This window comes from Paenibacillus sp. FSL P2-0121 (genome assembly GCF_037975345.1).
Classification (GTDB): domain Bacteria; phylum Bacillota; class Bacilli; order Paenibacillales; family Paenibacillaceae; genus Paenibacillus_AQ; species Paenibacillus_AQ odorifer.
Genome location: NZ_CP150245.1, coordinates 5,124,702 through 5,143,890, shown reverse-complemented (window position 1 = coordinate 5,143,890; position 19,189 = coordinate 5,124,702). Strand labels below are relative to the sequence as shown.

General features: G+C 46.8%; 12 protein-coding genes. All 12 read left to right on the top strand.

Features of this window, described 5'->3' with window-relative positions; genetic code table 11:
• Positions 1 to 19: 19 nt before the first annotated feature.
• The 12 genes from MKY54_RS22885 (at position 20) to MKY54_RS22830 (ending at position 19,044) form a co-directional block, all read left to right on the top strand.
• Positions 20 to 1,825, top strand: coding sequence for a DUF4838 domain-containing protein (locus tag MKY54_RS22885; RefSeq protein ID WP_339188053.1), 1,806 nt, complete (start codon positions 20 to 22; stop codon positions 1,823 to 1,825).
• A gap of 167 nt (positions 1,826 to 1,992) precedes the next feature.
• A complete protein-coding gene (locus MKY54_RS22880) occupies positions 1,993 to 4,134 on the top strand; it encodes an S-layer homology domain-containing protein (RefSeq protein ID WP_339188052.1) in 2,142 nt (713 codons plus the stop codon).
• Between the two features lie 71 nt (positions 4,135 to 4,205).
• Positions 4,206 to 7,136: an insulinase family protein gene (locus tag MKY54_RS22875; RefSeq protein ID WP_339188050.1), complete on the top strand. Its 2,931-nt coding sequence runs from the start codon at positions 4,206 to 4,208 to the stop codon at positions 7,134 to 7,136.
• A 156-nt stretch (positions 7,137 to 7,292) separates the two neighbouring features.
• On the top strand, positions 7,293 to 7,724 hold the full coding sequence (locus MKY54_RS22870; RefSeq protein WP_036683144.1) for a MarR family transcriptional regulator: 432 nt from the start codon (positions 7,293 to 7,295) through the stop codon (positions 7,722 to 7,724).
• An 18-nt stretch (positions 7,725 to 7,742) separates the two neighbouring features.
• The gene (locus MKY54_RS22865; protein WP_076130275.1) at positions 7,743 to 9,125 is read left to right on the top strand and encodes an MATE family efflux transporter; all 1,383 of its coding nucleotides are present in this window, start codon (positions 7,743 to 7,745) and stop codon (positions 9,123 to 9,125) included.
• Between the two features lie 190 nt (positions 9,126 to 9,315).
• Positions 9,316 to 10,221: a sugar ABC transporter permease gene (locus tag MKY54_RS22860; protein WP_036683142.1), complete on the top strand. Its 906-nt coding sequence runs from the start codon at positions 9,316 to 9,318 to the stop codon at positions 10,219 to 10,221.
• 63 nt (positions 10,222 to 10,284) lie between these two features.
• Positions 10,285 to 11,067: a carbohydrate ABC transporter permease gene (locus tag MKY54_RS22855; RefSeq protein ID WP_052097522.1), complete on the top strand. Its 783-nt coding sequence runs from the start codon at positions 10,285 to 10,287 to the stop codon at positions 11,065 to 11,067.
• A gap of 140 nt (positions 11,068 to 11,207) precedes the next feature.
• The gene (locus MKY54_RS22850; RefSeq protein WP_076194773.1) at positions 11,208 to 12,572 is read left to right on the top strand and encodes an extracellular solute-binding protein; all 1,365 of its coding nucleotides are present in this window, start codon (positions 11,208 to 11,210) and stop codon (positions 12,570 to 12,572) included.
• A 104-nt stretch (positions 12,573 to 12,676) separates the two neighbouring features.
• The gene (locus MKY54_RS22845) at positions 12,677 to 14,476 is read left to right on the top strand and encodes a sensor histidine kinase (protein ID WP_339188046.1); all 1,800 of its coding nucleotides are present in this window, start codon (positions 12,677 to 12,679) and stop codon (positions 14,474 to 14,476) included.
• Positions 14,451 to 16,049 (top strand): helix-turn-helix domain-containing protein, encoded by a 1,599-nt coding sequence (locus tag MKY54_RS22840; RefSeq protein ID WP_076130272.1) that lies wholly within the window; start codon positions 14,451 to 14,453, stop codon positions 16,047 to 16,049. The genes MKY54_RS22845 and MKY54_RS22840 overlap by 26 nt, the downstream gene beginning before the upstream one ends.
• A gap of 24 nt (positions 16,050 to 16,073) precedes the next feature.
• Positions 16,074 to 17,939, top strand: a complete 1,866-nt coding sequence (locus MKY54_RS22835; protein WP_256719055.1) for a DUF2264 domain-containing protein — start codon at positions 16,074 to 16,076, stop codon at positions 17,937 to 17,939.
• Positions 17,929 to 19,044 (top strand): glycoside hydrolase family 88 protein, encoded by a 1,116-nt coding sequence (locus MKY54_RS22830; protein ID WP_076194769.1) that lies wholly within the window; start codon positions 17,929 to 17,931, stop codon positions 19,042 to 19,044. Before MKY54_RS22835 ends, MKY54_RS22830 begins: the two co-directional genes overlap by 11 nt.
• The last annotated feature ends 145 nt before the right edge of the window (positions 19,045 to 19,189 follow it).

Genomic DNA, 19,189 nt, shown 5'->3' with positions numbered 1-19,189 from the left:
AAAGATTAGGAGGAGAACGATGCAGAGCTTGATACCGCAACCGAAGCAGATCCAAGTGAAAGAGGGCGAAGCTTTTCAGTTCAGCAAGGATGTAAGCCTGAGCCTCTACATGGAGCAGCATGATCCGAGACTGGTGGTTCATTCCCGCCGGTCGTTTCCGGAGCTGGAATGTACACATGTTATCTCGGGAAAAGGATATTCACTTATTCTTCAGAGTCTCTCGCAGCCAGAAACGAAAGGAGCACAGCCAGATGAAGTGGATCTGAAATTGCTTAACGGCCGGGCGGAAGGGTACAGGCTGGAGGTGTCGGAGCGCCGGGTGGTAATCCGTGCACTGGATGCGCCGGGTCTGTTTTACGGGCTACAAACGTTACTACAACTGCGTAAGTCAGTAGGGGAAGTTCCTGCTGTGTCTATCACGGACTGGCCTGACACTACCTTGCGGGCGATGAACTTTGATCTTCGCCAGACATTTTCCAAGCCAGAGCTGCTGCTATCGTATTTGGCGGATTTTGCCCGGTATAAAACGAATGCAGTTCTGATTGAATACGAAGATAAATTCCCGTTCCAGAAGTACCCGGAATTCGTGCATCCTCAGCATTCGTTAAGCCTCACACAGCTAGAGGAACTGAAACGTACAGCCCATGAATATTTTATTGAGATCATTCCGTTGCAGCAGAGTTTCGGGCATCTGGAGTATGTACTCCGCCACGACGCTTGGCGGCACTTGCGCGAAACGGAGTTATCTCTCGGGGAGATTTGCCCGTCGCATCCGGAATCCTTCGAGCTGATTACCGATCTGTTACAGGAGATGATGGATGCTCATCCGGATTCCCGTTATATTCACCTCGGCTGCGACGAGGTGTACAGCTTATGTGAATGCGAACGCTGTAAAACGTTGTTCGGAGGGGTACGGGAGCGGGCGTTTATCGCTTTTTTGAACACTTTGATTGAATTTACAGCCAGCCGTGGTAAAAAAGTGATTTTCTGGCATGACATGCTGGACAAATGCCCGCCGGAGGAACTGGCAAAGCTGGATAAGCGGAGTGCAGCGATGATCTGGATATACAACGGACGTAATATTGAAGCTGAGGTTTCTTCTCTTGCGGATAAATTCAGGTCACTAGGCATCGAGGTTATGGGAGCCCCGGCGGTTCGCAGCTTTGACTGGGCTGAACATCAGAATTATCCGGTACTATTGAACCGGACGGATAATCTGCTCCAATGGGCGGAGACAGCGGATAAGCTGGACCTCGGGTGCATCGTCGCCACGAACTGGACAGGGCCGTTCAGCCTTGGTGTTCCTTATGGGATCTTTGAGACGACGTGGTATCCGATGCTGCTGCACGCCGATTTGGCCTGGAACCGCAAAGCGGACTCAGCAACATTTATCGATCGATTCATGGAGCAGTTCCATGGCATCGGTCCTAGAACAGGTCACGCACAGCTCGGGAATTATCAGCTGGAAGATTATTATGATGTTATCTGGAAGCTGTTGGACAAGGTGAAGGATCATAAGGATGAAGCAGAGCTGATTGCCATTATGCATGATTTTGAAGCGGCGACGGACCGTTCGCGGGCGATCCACAAATATGTCTACCGCTGGGAGCTCTATCCGGGAGACGAAGCGGAAAGGCACTCGCTGCTGAACAATTACATGCGAAATCGCCGCGGACGTGAGAACGTTTTGCCTCGCATGAAAGCGGCTTTGGAGCGTTACCAGCCATCCGATATGGCGGAGCATTTTGTGAAATCCCGCTTCTATCTTCACGATTATCTGGAGCGGACATTATACCGTGAGCTGGGGTTTGCTCAGGTTGAATAAGAGTTTTGAAAAGATCGTACGGCTATCGTGTAAGCGGGTAGCTGTGCGGTCTTTTTTTAATTCATAGCTGGATGAAGCTACATATTACAACATATTCAGGAACAAAATCCCAGTTCGCTGCGTCTAACTTATAAAGTTCTAGCAAACTACATTGGAGGAGAATGAATATGAGAGCTACACCCATAAACCGGACTATAAGGAAGGTTACACTTACCGCATTATGTATTTTGCTTGTATTGCTGAGTGGCAGGGTAATGGCGGAGCCGTCTCCGGCACAAAAGACAACCGCGGTATTCACAGCGGAGATGCAGAGTGCCTTGGAAGGGGCACAGAATGTGCTGCTGACGATACAGCCATTCCCGGACGAAGCAGCCGTAGGTTTCTTCAAGAATGGGCGCAGTCTGCCCAAGGGATATCTGGAGCAGACTGCCGATAAGATTCTGGAACAGCGGGGCAAGTTCACCAAGGTGGCAGAGCTAACTCGAACAGCGCTGGCTTACAGTGCTGCGGGGGGCAACATCAACAACATCGCTGGTATTGATCTTTATCCATTCCTGATGAATCATGACGGAATTGATTCGGAAGGGGCAGCAGCGGTAGCAACCGCCTATATTACCTCGAAGAATTCCATTTCAAATTCATTGGAGCGGACAAACCGTTACCCCGATTTGCTGTTTTATCAGTTGCTTGATATGCAGCTAGCGGATGGTAGTTGGCCGCTGGCCGGGCAGAAGCAAGGAGATCTGGTAGCTACTGCCTGGGTACTAACCGCACTTGCTTCGGAAGTGAGTTCAGAACAAACAGCGCAGCCGATCGAGAAGGCTTTGCAGTGGCTTAAGAGCAAGCAGCAGCTAGACGGAGGGTTCGATGGTAAAACTGCGACGACAGCGCAGGTGATTGTTGCTTTATCCTCGCAGGGGGTCGATGCAGCAGATTTCACCAAGGAAGGCGGAGCCTCGCTGCTGGCCCATTTGCTGGCGCGGAAGCTTCCGGGTGGCGGCTTTACACAGACAGCAGGCGGAGGGAACGATAGTCCCGCAACTGTGCAAGCCTATCTTGCCCTGACTTCCTATAAGCTGCTGTCCAAGCAGGCTGGCATGCTGTATAGCGGACTGCATCATGCTGGACTTGACCGGGCAACGATTCAGGTCGAAGGACCCGGTGGCACCGTTGCCGGGGGGCATATTGTTGGCGGAGATGCTGTGAAGGCAGCGGCAGCTTTTTTACAGGCGAAGGGTCTGGCGTATAAGCTGAATGCGGATGCAGCTAAACCGGCCTTCACAGCTATCGAGGGGATTCAGAACGGGCGATACAATGGACGCGGAGAATGGAAGATTGCTGTATTCAGCGGGGGCAGTGCATGGATGTATCCTGAGAATAGCCCGTACAGACTGATGATAGGCAATGGGGATCAGCTGCTTGTTTACTACGCGGACGATACAGAACTGCTTGACCGGATGGAAGTGAAATGGAAAGATAAAAACGGCCAGGAAATGGGTGGATACGCAAGCGCCAATATGCCGTTTTCCCTCCATATCACCAAGTCAAACGGTCAGCTGGGCGGTCTTCCGGCTTTCGGCGCTACTGTGACACTTCAAGGAAAAAGCGTAGTGGCTGACAGCACGGGAAAGGTGTCATTTGCCGGCATGAAGCCCGGTGTCTATCCTGTGCAAGTCACCAAATACCGTAAAGATGCCGCTCCAGCACTTTCCAAACGGACGTTTGCGCTGCATGTCTCTTCCCCGGAATTGGCCAGCTTTACGGATGCCAATAAAGTCGCAGCTTGGGCACGTTTGGATATCGCAACAGCGCTCAGCAGCGGATATATTCAGGGCGTGAGTGCCAGCGGAAATGTGCTGGCTCCTAAGCAGAAGCTGACCCGGGCTGAATTTCTGACCCTGCTGCTGCGGCTATTGCATGAGTTCCCCGATGCCAAGGCCACTTCTAGCTTTAAGGATGTTCCGGCGGACAAATGGTACAGCCGTACCATCGCCAAGGCTGAGGAGCTGGGCATTATCAGCTCTCCAACCGGTAAGTTCGAGCCGGACCGCGGTATTACGCGGGAAGAAGCGGTGGTTATGGTAACCAAAGCTGCCCGGTTGTCTACGTACGGCAGCCCGGACCGTGTGAAGTTTGCCGATACTTCCAGTTTGTCAGAGGCGAGCCGCCAGGCGATTCAGGCCGTGAATGAACATGAAGTAATGACCGGCAGCGGGGGCCGCTTCGATCCAAAGCAGATTCTGGTGCGTGAGCAGGCAGCGGCAATTTTAGTCAGACTGCAGAAATTAATCCCGGAAGCCTTCTATTAATGGAATAAACGTCCAGGGATATGATAAGCTTCAGATAGAGTTATCACATCCAGTGCAGAGGAGGCAAATCTATGAGCCGCTTGATCACAGGCAATATATATTATGGATTTCAGGTCGTTAATGAGGAATTTATCCGGGAGATCGATTCCGCCGTATTCACGATGGAACATCTGAAGAGCGGCGCCAGGCTGCTTTTCGTGCAGAATCAGGATGACAACAAGGTATTCAGCGTAAGCTTCAGGACCCCGCCTGAAGATAGTACAGGGGTCTTTCATATTTTGGAGCATTCTGTATTATGTGGTTCGGAGAAATATCCGGTGAAGGAACCTTTTGTAGAATTGCTAAAGGGTTCGATGCAGACATTCCTGAATGCATTTACGTTTGGGGATAAGACGATGTATCCGGTGGCAAGCCGGAATGAGCAGGATTTCTCCAATCTGATGGAGGTCTACCTGGATAGTGTTTTTCAGCCGAATATTTATAAGCAAAAGGAGATTTTTGAGCAAGAGGGCTGGCATTACGAGCTTCAGCAAACAGAAGCTGAGCTGATCTATAAAGGCGTGGTTTACAACGAGATGAAGGGTTCCTATTCCTCGCCGTTTACGGTACTGATGGACAGGATCAAAAAGTCGTTGTATCCAGACACGATTTATCGTCATTCTTCAGGTGGAGATCCGCAGGAGATTCCTGCGCTTACGTATGAGCAATTCCTTGAGGCGCACAGCAATTATTATCATCCGTCCAACAGTTATTTTTATCTGTACGGAGACGTCTCTATTGAAGAGAAGCTGCAATTTATAGACCAGGAATACCTTAGCCGTTATGAAAAAAACAGCTTTGATACCTCCATTCCCCTACAACAGCCTACCGGAATGACGGAGCTGGTAGCGGATTATCCGATTCTGGAAGCAGAAACGGCCGACGACAAAACTTATTTGAGTCTGAACTATGTAATTGGAACCTCTACGGATCGGGAACTGAATCTGGCTTTTGATATTTTGAAAAGCATGCTGATGGACAGCAATGCAGCTCCGCTTAAGCAAGCCCTGCTGGAAAGCGGTCTGGGCAAAGATGCCTTTGCTTTTTATTCCGACAGTATGGTTCAGCCGCTGCTTGGCATTACTCTGACACATTCGAACGCTTCCGCCAAAGATGCCTTCGTGGAGCTGGTGAAGACCACATTAAGCAGCTTGGTTAAGAACGGGCTGGATGAGAAGCTGGTGCTGGCGGCGGTCAACAGCAAAGAATTTGAGCTGCGGGAAGCGGACTTTAGCCGATACCCAAAGGGACTTACTTACAATATCGAAGTGATGAAGTCCTGGCTCTATGACGGTCAGCCGTCTACTCATATGCTTTATGAAGAGGTATTCACTACCATTCGGGAAAAGATAACGGATCATTATTTTGAGAAGCTGATTGAGGTCTACTTACTGAACAGTGATCATTGCAGTCTGGTGGTGCTGAACCCGTCCAAGACGATTGCAGCCGACAAGGAAGCGAGCACCCAGCGTCAATTAAGTGAATACAAATCATCACAGCAACCAGACCAGCTGGAGCAGCTTGTGCAGAGTACACAGCATCTTCTGGCGCGGCAAGGTCGTGCAGATGCAGCCGAGGATTTGCAGAAGCTGCCGAGTTTATCTCTACAGGACATTAACCGCAGTGCTGAACCTCAGGTGCCATCCCATGAATATAACCTTGAGGGTCTAAAGCTGATCCACCATGACGTATCTACTCAAAAGATTGCGTACTGCAAGTTTTATTGGGATACGAGTGTTGTGGCTCCTGAGCAAATTCCTTATCTTGTGCTGCTGGCAGAGGTATTGGGCCAAATGGAGACAGCTTCTTACAGCATTGAAGAGCTCACTAGTGAAATTGGGATCAAAACCGGAGGCATTCATTTCAAAAATGAGATCTTTGGCGCTGCAAAAGATACTGGGGCCAGTTATCAGCCTAAATTCACTGCGCAGGTTAAGGTGATGGCGGGGCATATTGGCGAATCGCTGGATCTGCTGCGTGAGATGCTCTATACCAGCGCGCTCGATAACTTGACGAAGCTACAGGAAATCGTCCGGCGGGAAGCCTCACAGATGGAATCCGTCCTGAATCAAAAAGGTAATGAAATCGCGGCCAGCCGCCTGATGTCTTATTTTTCGGACATGGGAGCGTATCAGGAACAACAGGGTGGCGTGGCCTATTACCGCTTTATCCGTGAGCTTGCCGAGAAGATCGATCAGCAGGGAGCTGAGGTGGCAGACACGCTGAAGGATATCTGTACGGTTTTATTCAATAAACAGAATTTAATCATCAGCGTGACGGGTACCCCTGATTTGTATGAAGAATTCGCCGCTAATGTAGCGAAGCTGGATATTCAGGATCGGCCAGTGGTGAATAAACCTAAGATTACGGCGCAGGGGCATGCGGATAATGAAGGTTTTATGTCTTCCAGCCAGGTGCAATATGTGGTTAAAGGCTACGACTTCAACAAGCTAGGATTTACGTATTCCGGCAAAATGCAGGTGCTCAAAAAAATCATGAGCCTCACCTATCTGTGGAATGCCGTGCGCGTGAAGGGCGGAGCTTATGGCGGCAGCCTGATGCTGCGCAGAGATGGGATATTGATGTTCACTTCCTACCGTGATCCCAATTTGCAGGAGACGCTGGAGGTTTATGATCAGGCGTACCGATTCACCGAAGGATATGAAGCGGATGCCGACGAGATGACCAAAGCAATTATCGGCACCCTGTCCATGTTGGACCAGCCGCTGAGCCCAAGCGCTCAGGGACGGCGGGCGGACCGGCATTATTTTGAACAGGTGACTGGGGCCGAGCTGCAGCAGGAACGGGATGAAATCTTGTCGACCACACCGGAAGACATCAGACAGTATGCCGATTTGCTTAAGGCTGTGACGGAACAAAATTATTTCACAGTTGTCGGCAATGAATCCAAGCTGAAATCAACAAAAGTCTTATTTGGAAACCTAGAAGAACTTGTGATGTAATTCTCTCTATAAACTCCTCTTCAGTACCTGTCTACTCGACAAGTGCTGGAGAGGAGTTTTTTGTATTTAGTTAGAACCTTGACAGTTAGAGTTCTATCTATTATGATAATGATGTTACTTAGAGTTCTAACTAATCCGCAAGAGGAGGAAATAACAATGAACAAACCCGTGGTAGACACACCATTTTCTAATTTAATACGAGAGATTGGGATAAAAATAAAAGGTACAGCTGACACCAGGTTAAATGAGTTAGGTCTGAACTCACAACAAGGCCGCATGATCGGCTATATTTTTGAGAATCAAGCAGAAGGGGTTATTCAGAAGGATTTAGCGGAGGTCTTTAACAGGAAGGGGGCGAGCATTACCAGTATGCTTCAGGGGTTGGAGAAGAAAGGGTATATCCAGCGTGTCACTCCTGAAAATGATGAACGTCAAAAGAGTATTTTTGTATTGGAAAAAGGTGCTCTTTTAGTGGAAGAGTTCAATGAGATTTTCTCTGAGGTAGAAGCAAGCATTACTAAGGCGCTTAGTCCGGAAGAAACTGCAACCCTAAAGTCTTTACTTCAAAAAGTTAGTTCAAGTTTATAAACGTTCGGAGGTTCACTTATGACAAATGAGTTCTCAAATCAATATTATTTAGAGTCGGCGCCCATGAAAAAAGCGATCGCTCATTTATCGATTCCCATGATGATTGGGATGTCTGTGGGTACTATTTATAATGTAATCAATGCTTACTTCATCGGCTTATTACACAATACCAGTATGCTGACCGCAATCACGCTGGGCCTGCCTATTTTTACCGTTTTAATGGCTTTTGGAAATGTGCTGGGGGTAGGCGGAGGAACATTTATAACTCGCTTGGCGGGGCAAAAAGAGACGGAAAAAGGGAAAAAGGTTGCCGGATATACTTTTTACGGGAGTATTGTAGTGGGGCTTCTTATCGCGCTCATCGCTTGGTTAGCTATAAATCCAATCACGCGAATGCTTGGTGCAGATGCTGCTACCTTAGACTTTACGAAGTCTTATGTGCTCACTCTTTTTGCAGGCGGATTTGCTGTTGTGCTTAATTTTGCTTTGGAACAACTGGTCCGTTCGGAAGGTGCCTCGAAGGAATCGATGTATGGTATTTTTATCAGTACGGCTTTAAGTTTGATTTTTGATCCTTTATTTATTCTCGTGCTGAATTGGCATGTTGCCGGAGCTGCTTTGGCTATGGTTTTAGCAAATTTGGGCTCTGCCATTTATTATATTTACTTTTTGGAAACGAAAAGTGAGCATTTAAGAGGATTTTTGAAGCATTTCAAGATATCTGTACGAGATCAGCTTGAGGTTTATAAAATAGGTACAGCCGAGCTATTGCAAGCCAGTTTTTTAATTGTCAGCACGCTTTTGTTAAATAACTATTCCATTCAATATGGGGAGAGTGTGGTCGCCGGATTTGGTGTGGCTTTAAGAATTGTGCAGATTCCAGAATTTTTATCGATGGGTTTATTTTTGGGATTGATTCCGTTATTTGCTTTTAACTTTGCTAGTAAAAATACGGAGAGACTTAAATCCAGCATCAAATACGCTTTTGCATATATAGGCAGCATTGCAGTTGTTTTTGTAAGTCTAGTATATGTGTTTAGAGGAACGATTCTTCATTGGTTCTCAGGCGATCCTTCTGTGTTAAGCATGGGAACTTATATTTTGGCAGCTATGCTGATCTCCGCTTTATTTAATGGATTTACCGGATTATTTATGAGCATTTTTCAAGCAACAGGGCAAGGCACACCCACTACTATTATGGCGATAAGCCAAGGTGTATTATTTATACCGATGATTATCGTATTGCATTCTATTTTTGGCCTGCATGGTGTGATTTGGTCGATGACTGTGACTGAGGTAATAACGAGTGTGATGGGTGTGGTTTTGTTTATGATTTTTCGGAAAAAGCTGAATAGTGCGGGCGTTGATGGAAAAGGTGCTGTAGAGGTTACGCCGGTATAACGCGATTGCTTTATGTAAAACTCAATATGGATTTTGTTTACTGCGGGAGCTTGGCTCGCGCTTTTTTTGCGTTGTGCAAAAGAATTCATAATTAAAGGATCGGTAAAATTCGTTCCAAAATGAACAATTCTAGTTCTTATGAAGACTGCTTACTTTTTCTACAATTATGGATAAGTAAAGGAGGAGAACTATGATACGCAAAAAAAGGTTTCATCTTAACATGGACACACGCGAAGCGATGGCGGGATATCTATTCGTTGCTCCGCTTATGCTTGGGCTGATCATCTTGACGTTGATCCCGGTGCTGGGCTCACTGCTGTTAAGCTTCACGGACTGGAACTTTGTGGCTGGGTTAGGGGGGATTAAGTTCGCGGGCGTAGATAATTTCATCAGGCTGTTTCATGATGATGCTTTTATGAAAAGCTTGCTGAACAATTTGCTCTTTATTATCACAGTACCAGTTACGATCATCGTTGCCCTGCTGCTGGCTATCCTGATTGATAAACAGGTTTTTCTGAAGGATTTGTTTAAAGTGATTTATTTCCTTCCGTACATTTCCAGTGTAGTTGCCATCGCTATGGTTTGGCAGGTTATGTTTCACCCTTCACTGGGACCCGTCAATCAATTCCTGATGTCACTGGGGTGGAACAACCCACCCAAATGGTTAGCGGATATCCATTATGCTCTGCCGTCGCTGATGTTGATTCAAGTCTGGATTCAGCTCGGTTACAACATTATTATTTTTATTGCAGGTTTACAGAGTATTCCTAAGGATCTTTATGAAGCGGCTGATATTGATGGTGCCAACGTCTGGCGCAAATTCCGCAACATCACGGTTCCCTGCATTTCGCCAACTACCTTTTTCCTGCTGGTAACAGGGGTTATCGGCTCATTTAAAATCTTTGATCTGATACAAGTATTGACCCAGGGTGGACCGGCTAACTCCACGACCGTTATCGTCTACGAGTTATATGATACAGCCTTCAATCAGCTGAAGACGGGTTACGCCTCTAGCATGGCACTCGTTCTGTTCCTTATTTGCCTGATCATTACAGCCTTGCAGATGTTGGCGCAAAAAAAATGGGTCAACTATTAAAGGCGGAAAGGAGAAATTACAGTGAAAAAAGAGCTTTTATCCAGAACCTTCTGGACCATCGCCATGGGACTGCTAGGTATCGCATTTCTTTTACCGTTCCTATGGATGTTATCCACTTCCTTTAAGCTGGAGAAAGATGTATTTAACTTTCCAATTCAATGGTTGCCACAGCAGTGGAACCTCATTGAAAATTATAAACAGGTGTGGTCGGGTGACTTTGCTCGCTATTATGGAAATTCCATTTATATTACGCTGGCTACGACTATAATTAATGTGCTGATATGCGCACTTGCTGCTTATGGGTTCTCCAAGCTGCGTTTTCCGGGCAGGGATGCGATGTTTATAGTTGTATTGGCACTTTATATGGTTCCTCCGCAGGCATCGTTGGTTCCACAGTTTCTACTGTTTAACTGGCTGAATTTGATTGACACACATTTGGGATTAATCCTGATTAACAGCTTTAGTATTATTGGAGCGTTTATGCTCAAGCAATTTTTTATGGGGGTAAACAACGAGTATCTTGAATCGGCGCGGATGGATGGAGCAGGGCATTTTCGCTCTTTTCTACAGATTGCCTTTCCGCTGATCCGTCCCGCTGTAGCTACTTATGCTATTTTGCGCTTTATTTGGACCTGGAACGACTATCAATATCCACTCATTTTTTTGAAATCCAAGGAGCTGTTTACGATTCAGCTGGGGATCCGGTTGTTCGGGGACCAATACGGGGATGTCTATTCACTCATGATGGCTGGTGCGGTATCTGCAATTCTGCCGTTGCTGATCATTTTTGCACTCGGACAGAAGCAGGTTATTGAGGGAATTGCCCTCGGAGGTGTGAAAGGATAATAAAAGTCAAAATAGTTTCTCTTCGGTAGAATATGAGAACTTTCCTCGTCAATCCTGCATGTTAGGATGTTCTTGTAAGCAGTTACATAGTCACTGGTTGTTAAGCAAGTGATGCCCAACACATTTATAGGAGGGTCTATATGAAAAAGAAATTATTATCTGCATTCATCATCACATCGATGGCGTTATCATTGGTCGCTTGCGGCGGAAATGCGAAAACCAATAATGCAGGAGCGACTAATGCACCCGATGCTGGTGGAAATTCAAAGCCTGCAGCAGAGAAGGTTACCCTGAAGCTGAGCACCTGGCAGACAGAAGCCAAAGCGAAATGGAGCACGATTATCGCGGAGTTTGAGAAGACGCATCCCGATATTCATGTGGAAGTAGATTTGCTGAACGAAAAAGGTGATTCGGTTGCCTCTATGCAGAAGCTGGATTTGATGGCGGCTGCGAGCGATCCGCTGGATATTGTCGAACTGCCTTATACCAACTATTCACAGCGTGCAGATATCGGTTTGTTGGAACCGATGGATGACTATATTCAGAAGGAAGGTTATAAACTCGCAGATGAATATCTGGTGGACACTACGGTCAATGGCAAAATCTATGCATTACCGTCTTCCATGCAGCGCTGGTTCGTGCTCCTTAACAAAGAAATGTTAGATGAGGCGGGCCTTCCGGTTCCGACCGACTGGACATGGGCGGATTTCGAAGAGTATGCCAAGAAATTGACCAAGGGTGAGGGCGCAACGAAACGTTTTGGTGCGTATTTGCATAATTGGCCGGATTATTTCCAGCTCCAGCTGATGAGCAAGTCTACGGATAATACTTTTCTAAAAGCTGATGGAACCTCCAATGCACTTGACCCGCAATTTAAGGCTAACCTGCAGATGATGAAGAAAATGATGTACGAAGATAAGAGTGCCACTCCTTATGAGGATATTATTTCGCAAAAACTAGCCTACCGGAATCAGTATTTTAACGGTTTAGCAGCGATGCTTCCGATGGGCGACTGGATGGTTGCGGAATCGGGTGGAACGGATGCCATTCCGGCAACCTTTGTTACCGCGTTTGCGCCGATCCCCCGTCTTGACAGTGAGAGCAAACATTACTCACCCGTACAGCCGACCTACATGGGAATAGCCGCTAAATCCAAGCATAAGGAGGCTGCCTATACCTTTGTGCGCTGGTATACCTCAGAAGGACTGGAAATCGGTGGACGCGTTTTCTCTGGCTGGGCCAAATCGGATACGAATAAATTAGTGGATACAATTGTGAGTGGTTCTAAGGATTCCTCTAAGATTGATGTAGATTCTCTGAAATATACTATGGAGAACTCGACACCTGGTGCAACGCAGGTTCCGGCTAAATATGCGGATGAAGCTAAGAACAACGTTATTCCAGAAGCGGAGATGTATCTCCTTGGCCAACAGGATCTGGATGTCACAGTTGCCAATATCGATAAAAAAATAACGGAAGTTGTTCAGAACAATAGCGGAAAGTAAGCGGAGGCTGATTGTACGCTTTTCAAAGGGGGCTTATAATGTGGGGGCAGGAAAGCATTTCTGCCTCCTGCTCCAAATTCAAACAGATGTGGGGCCTGTAATCCGTGTTTAGAAAGCATCAATCCCTCCGTAAGAAACTTGTCTGGTCATCGCTGATCTGCGTGCTGATCCCGCTTGTCTGCATTTACATGGTTACTGATTATTTGACCCGGGATCTCATTCTGGAGAAAGCGGTTGGTAGCGCAAGAGAATCTTTAAATGCAGCCAGCGCCAATATGAATGCCATATTTGAACAGACACTGGAACAGTCCAACTTTGTGCTCCAGAACAGCGAGATCAGGCAGATGATGTCTGCCGATTCAGAGTCGCTCCGTGCACCAAAGCAGATCATTCAGTATAACCGTATGTCGCGGATGCTGGATGATATGTTTGTTTTAACAGAATATTTGAAGGTGACGTTAATCGGAAAAAATGGTTTGATTTATACCAGCTATCCTTACAGTGACTTTAACCCGAAAAATTTCTACAACAAAAATTGGACATCGTTGCTGAAACAAATTCAACCCATTTCGACTTATTGGAGAGCGGAGCACGATACGTACTACAATTATTCTGATAAAGGCTCAGCTGATTGGGTAACCATTGCGAGGCCGATTCAATCGACCTCCAGCAGTACCATCGGATATTTAATTATTAATATCAATGAGCGTAAGCTCCGTCCTTATCTAAATAACGATAATGATAAAGAGATGATGCTTTTGGATGACAAGGGAACTGTAGTTTCCCATGCTGACAAGACCCGAATCGGAGAGACGATGACGTGGTTGAAAATGGATGGCGAGCTTGACACTGTGGAAATCGACGGAGAGAAGTTTTTATATGTTGATCAGGAGCTGAGCAGTAACAAATGGCGGATGGTCAGCATTATCCCGCTGAAGGCAGCCTTGTCGAAAAATAAGCAGATTTTATTTATCAGCCTGGCGGTGCAGATTCTTTTCTTTACCTTGTTTTCCGTTCTCTTAACCGTTCTAATCTCAAAGCTGACTCAGCCAATCGTAAAATTAAGCGCTTTTGTAAAGCGAATAGGTCGTGGTCAGTTGGATGAACGTTCGTTCATTCGAGGGAATAATGAGGCAGCACAGCTCGCCCGCACCATTGACCAGATGCTGGATCGGATCGAGTCTATGATTGAACAAATCACTTATGAACAGACGGGAAAAAGAAAAGCCGAACTAGAGATGCTGCAAGCGCAGATCAATCCACATTTTATGTTTAATCTGCTGAATTCGATTCGCTTAAATATCCTGATGCAAGGCGATCGGGAGAATGCTGAGTTGATTGGTTCGCTGTCGTCTTTGCTCCGGATGACCTTTAACAGGGACAATGAGTTTATCCCGCTTCGTGAGGAGACAGATACGATATCGCATTATGTCACTTTAATGAATTTCCGCCATGCCAATCAGGTCAGGCTGGAAATGAATTTAGCGGACGGGAGCGCTGAAGCACTGGTGCCTCGATTTATGATTCAACCCATGATCGAGAATGCCATCATCCATGGCTTCGAGCAGTTTGGTGGCGAGATTTTTATTGAAGCTCGTATTGTTGCAACTACGGGAAGCTTGGTTATCACCATTAAGGATAATGGGATCGGGATGTCGCCGGAAACTTTAACAAGACTTCGTGAAACCGCATACAGCAGCGAAAAAATTACAGAGGAGGACAGAAAAGGGTTCTCCGGCATAGGTTTACGCAATGTGGCCCAACGCCTCAGTATGATTTATGGCGCTTCTTTTAAGCTGAATATTCAAAGTGAACCTGATGTGGGCACAGAGATTTGTCTGGAGTTTCCTCTGGATTACGGAAAGGTGGGTGTGGAGAATGCTGACGGCAATATTGGTGGATGATGACTATCCGGTTATCCGTTATTTGTCGCAGGCCGTACCTTGGAGTGAGCTCGGTATTGAACTCATCGGATGTTATTATAGCGGTCTCGAGGCTTGGGAAAAAGCACAGCAGAGTCCACCAGATCTTATTATTACCGATATTGGCATGCCCAAGATGAACGGGCTGGAGATGCTGGAGCTATTCAGAGCTGTGCAGCCCGGAATCCGTGCGATTATTCTCTCCTGCCACAACGAATTCAAATACGCCCAGCAAGCGCTGAAATTAAACGTAGGAGAATATATTTTAAAAGAATCACTGGATATTGAGCAGTTACAGCAAGCGATTAGCACCCTTGTGGCGGAAGTGGGACTGAATAGGCAGCAGCATACAGAGATGCTGGTTTATAAGCAAAAGCAGTCTCAAAATCGCGCCGCGCTGAAGGAAAAGTTTCTAAAAGATACCTTGTATCAATCCTGGGATAAGGGGGCTTGGATCGAGCAGGCCCGATCAAACGGAATTATGATCCATGCCAAAAACTATATCCCGCTGGTTATTGTAATTGATCGTCCAGAGGAAGCTTCAAGGGTGCGCCGGATGAGTGAATATACGATTTCTTTTGCGGTTGAGAATATTATGCAGGAAGTGCTTGAGGCTGATCACAGTCTGTTTATTTCGAGATACAGCCATAAGGAGATTGTCATTCTCTTTTGCAGCGACCAGCCTTCCAAAGATCACCAGGCTATCTATCACTCCATTCAAAATGCAGCCTCTGCGGTTCAAAAATATCTTAAACTCTCTGTCTCTTGCTTATTTGGCGCTGAGGCGCGCAGTCCTGAGGAAATTCGCGGAACATTGCAGCGGATGCTGAGGGAGAAAATACAGCGCTTTTATCTCCCTGCGGCGGGAATCCACCGTTTTGAAGAAGTCTGCTTTTCCGGAGAAGATATTTATGCTGAATATGGAACCTTGTACGCTGTTATCAATGATGATATTGCCTTGAACAGGAACACGGAGCTTCGCGTTCATGTAAAGGAATGGAGGGAATGGGTGGCCTCGCAAAAATTCCATCCGAATGAAGTCAAGGAATGTGTGCTTCGCTTGCTGATGGACTTGCAGATGAAGACGAAACAGCTTCTGCAATCTCCATTGCCTATAACCGAAGAAAAGCTTTTTAGCGTGGTTGGTGACATTGAAACTCTGGAGCATTTGGAACAATGGCTGGTGCAGTACTTGGAGGAATTAGCGCGGAAAATAAGTATGTTCTCCATCAAGTCTAAACGGAGTGAGGTCATCAAAGCCCAGCAGTTCGTGATTAGTCATGTGACGGAGAAAATAACGCTGGAGGACATGGCAGGCCGCCTTAACTTAAATGCCAGTTATTTCAGCCGCTTATTCAAACGGGAAACAAACCAGAACTTCATCGAATATGTAAATATGCTAAAGCTTCAGAAGGCAAAGGAGCTGCTTAACCAATCTGAAAAGACAGTGGAAGAGATCTCCGAGTATCTAGGATATGCCAACAAAAGTTATTTCATCAAGCTGTTTAAACGGGAAATGGGCATGAGGCCTAGTGAATATGCCACTTGGCATTGAGTGTGGACAGGAGGAAACATTGCTGTGGGAATAAAGGGCACTAAAAATGAATTACAGATGTTCCTAAATGAACTATATACTCCACTGGAGCGCAGATTTACCTCTGGTTGTGCAGGAATTAATATGGGCGCTACAGGATCGATTTACAATGAAGCTACAGCGCTTATGGAAGCTTTCGCCCGTCCTCTATGGGGCCTTGTTCCCCATGCCAGCGGTGGAGGGGAAAGTGCACTCTGGCCGATGTTTCTGGAAGGGATCATCAACGGAACAGACCCGGAGCATGAAGAATATTGGGGGCAATTTACTACCAAAGATCAGCGTATGGTAGAGCAGGCCGTGTTGGGACTGGGGCTTGCTCTTGCACCACATAAAATGTGGGAGCCGCTGAGCGACACGCAGAAAATGAATGTATATAACTGGCTAAATCAGATTAATCATGTGGATCGTTCCAATCCGAATAACTGGCTGATGTTCACGGTTCTTGTGAATGTGGGCTTCAAGAAAGTCGGATTACCTTATGATCAGAGCATAATGGATGATTATCTAGCGCAGATCGATAATTACTATCTTGGTGACGGTTGGTATTCCGATGGATTGACCGATCAGAGGGACTATTATATTGCTTTTGCTATGCATTATTATACGCTGATATACGCTAAGCTGATGGCGGATGATGATCCTCAGAGAGCTGCTGTTTATCGGGAAAGATCCGCACGATTTGCCGAGGATTTCATTTATTGGTTCGCTGAGGACGGAAGCGCACTTCCTTTTGGTCGTAGCCTGACCTATCGTTTTGCACAGGTTTCATTCTGGAGTGCGCTGGTGTATGCAGATATGGTTCCTTTTTCATATGGCGTTCTTAAAGGAATCATTATGCGCCATTTTCGTTGGTGGTTTGAACAACCTATTATGGGATTAGACGGACTGCTTAGCATCGGATATGCTTATCCGAATCTAGTCATGACAGAGAACTACAACGCCCCCGGATCTCCGTATTGGGCCTTTAAAGCTATGCTTATTCTTGCCTTGCCAGATGATCATCCTTTTTGGCAGGCGGAGGAAGAGCCGTTGCCTATTTTGAAAGAGGTACGGGCTCTCCAAGAGGCGCGAATGCTTGTGAGTCGTCCGGAAGGAAACAGGCAGGTTATTGCCTATACCTCTGGACAGATGGCTAACTTTGATATGGCCCATAGTGCAGCCAAATATTCTAAATTTGCATATTCCACTCTGTTTGGCTTTAGTGTCCCGAAAGCGGGTTACGGGTTGGTTCAAGGCGCTTACGATTCTACACTCGCACTATGCGAATGTGATGAACACTATCGGGTACGCAGATTCTGCGAGACCTGGGAAATCGGGGACAGCTATGTATATTCCCGCTGGCATCCCTGGAGTGATGTACATGTGGAGACATGGATTATTCCGGCAGGTCTATGGCATGTTCGTGTTCATAGCATTCATACTGCCCGGCGGCTGGATGTAGCGGAGGGTGGATTTGCCATTGGCCAGTCAGCTGGCTTCTCGCACAGTGAACGGGAAATCATTAAGGTATCAAACACTGCTATTTCGGTACAGCTGCCCTGGGGAATCAGTGCCATACATAGGCTATGCGGCTTTGATCGGGGAGAGTGCGTATATCCCGAGCCGAATACCAATCTGCTGAAGCCGCGGACACTTCTTCCGAGCTTGTGCTCCAGACTGGAACCGGGAGAGCAAGTATTGATATCTGCTGTCTTCGGAGCGACGAATACTCCAGAGAACCAGGCAAGTCTTGCTTCACCGCCGCTTATTCAATGGCACTCGGACGGAAGGGTTGCTGTATACGAACCTAGTAACGATACACTTTTGCATACTGTTGATTTAAGGGGAGGGAGAAACAAAGATGTGGAATAAGGCTATTGAGGATGCGATTCACAAAGTTGGGAGCAATATGGCTAACCATCCGGGCAAACTGCCTCATATCGCTGAGGGGCAACAGTACGAATGGGGAGACAACGACGACTGGATAGAGGGTTTCTATGTTGGGATGATGTGGCTTGCTTATGAATATAGTAAGGATTCATGCTATAAGGAGGCGGCAGCCTCTTGGTTAGGGGACTTCAAGCATCGTCTGGATCAGCACATCGCCCTGGACCATCATGACATTGGTTTCTTGTATACACTGACCGCAGTAGCGGAGTGGAAAATAACGGGCAGCGAAGCGGCGCGAGCTGTCGGTCTGCAAGCTGCGGACACGCTGTGCAAGCGCTGGCGTGAACCAGCAGGGATTCTTCAGGCCTGGGGACTGGAGAGTGACCCGGAGAATGCGGGACGTATCATTATTGACTGCTTGATGAATTTACCTCTATTATTCTGGGCAGCTGAGGAAACAGGAGATAAGCGCTATTATGAAATAGCGCTCGAACATGCGTTTAAGAGCCGGAAATTTCTTGTGCGTGGGGATGCCTCCTCTTACCATACTTTTTATTTTGATCCGGCTACCGGAAATGCAATTCGTGGAGGAACACATCAAGGTTATGAGGACGGATCGACCTGGACACGTGGTCAAGCTTGGGGAATATACGGTTTTGCTCTGGCATATCGCTATACGCAGAATGAGGATTTTCTTAAGACTTCTAAGAGCCTAGCGGATTATTTTATCAGCCATCTACCGGAGGATAGTGTGGCTTATTGGGATTTCGATGTGCCAGTGGGAGCGGATACCCCTCGCGACAGCTCGGCTTCGGCGATTGCGGCAGCCGGTCTTTTGGAACTGCTCGATCACCTAGGCGTAGACGATCCGGACCGGGCCATTTATGAAGTTGCTTTACACCGTAGTATGAAATCCCTAGTGGAAGATTATGCGACATCTGGAAATCGGGAAGCAGAGGGACTTCTAAAGCATGGTTCTTATCATGTGAGAGGTGGACGTGTGCCTGATGGTCATATGATTTGGGGAGATTATTATTATTTGGAAGCGTTGATCCGCTTGCAGACCGGCATCCGAGGCTATTGGTAGTGGGATGTTAGGGTGGGGCAAGGTTTATCCTATAGGACAAAGAAACTGCTAAGACTAATCTCTTAGCGGTTTTTTTTTGTGGACTACTATACAAGAGTTTTAAAACGTAGTTATTTACTTGGAATAGTATGAATAAAATCATATC

Excerpts from the sequence above, each read along its gene's own strand:
- MKY54_RS22855 (WP_052097522.1), top strand. The coding sequence starts at position 10,285 with ATGGGACTGCTAGGTATCGCATTTCTTTTACCGTTCCTATGGATGTTA.
- MKY54_RS22860 (WP_036683142.1), top strand. The coding sequence starts at position 9,316 with ATGATACGCAAAAAAAGGTTTCATCTTAACATGGACACACGCGAAGCG.
- MKY54_RS22850 (WP_076194773.1), top strand. The coding sequence starts at position 11,208 with ATGAAAAAGAAATTATTATCTGCATTCATCATCACATCGATGGCGTTA.
- MKY54_RS22870 (WP_036683144.1), top strand. The coding sequence starts at position 7,293 with ATGAACAAACCCGTGGTAGACACACCATTTTCTAATTTAATACGAGAG.
- MKY54_RS22830 (WP_076194769.1), top strand. The coding sequence starts at position 17,929 with ATGTGGAATAAGGCTATTGAGGATGCGATTCACAAAGTTGGGAGCAAT.
- MKY54_RS22865 (WP_076130275.1), top strand. The coding sequence starts at position 7,743 with ATGACAAATGAGTTCTCAAATCAATATTATTTAGAGTCGGCGCCCATG.
- MKY54_RS22840 (WP_076130272.1), top strand. The coding sequence starts at position 14,451 with ATGCTGACGGCAATATTGGTGGATGATGACTATCCGGTTATCCGTTAT.
- MKY54_RS22875 (WP_339188050.1), top strand. The coding sequence starts at position 4,206 with ATGAGCCGCTTGATCACAGGCAATATATATTATGGATTTCAGGTCGTT.
- MKY54_RS22885 (WP_339188053.1), top strand. The coding sequence starts at position 20 with ATGCAGAGCTTGATACCGCAACCGAAGCAGATCCAAGTGAAAGAGGGC.
- MKY54_RS22880 (WP_339188052.1), top strand. The coding sequence starts at position 1,993 with ATGAGAGCTACACCCATAAACCGGACTATAAGGAAGGTTACACTTACC.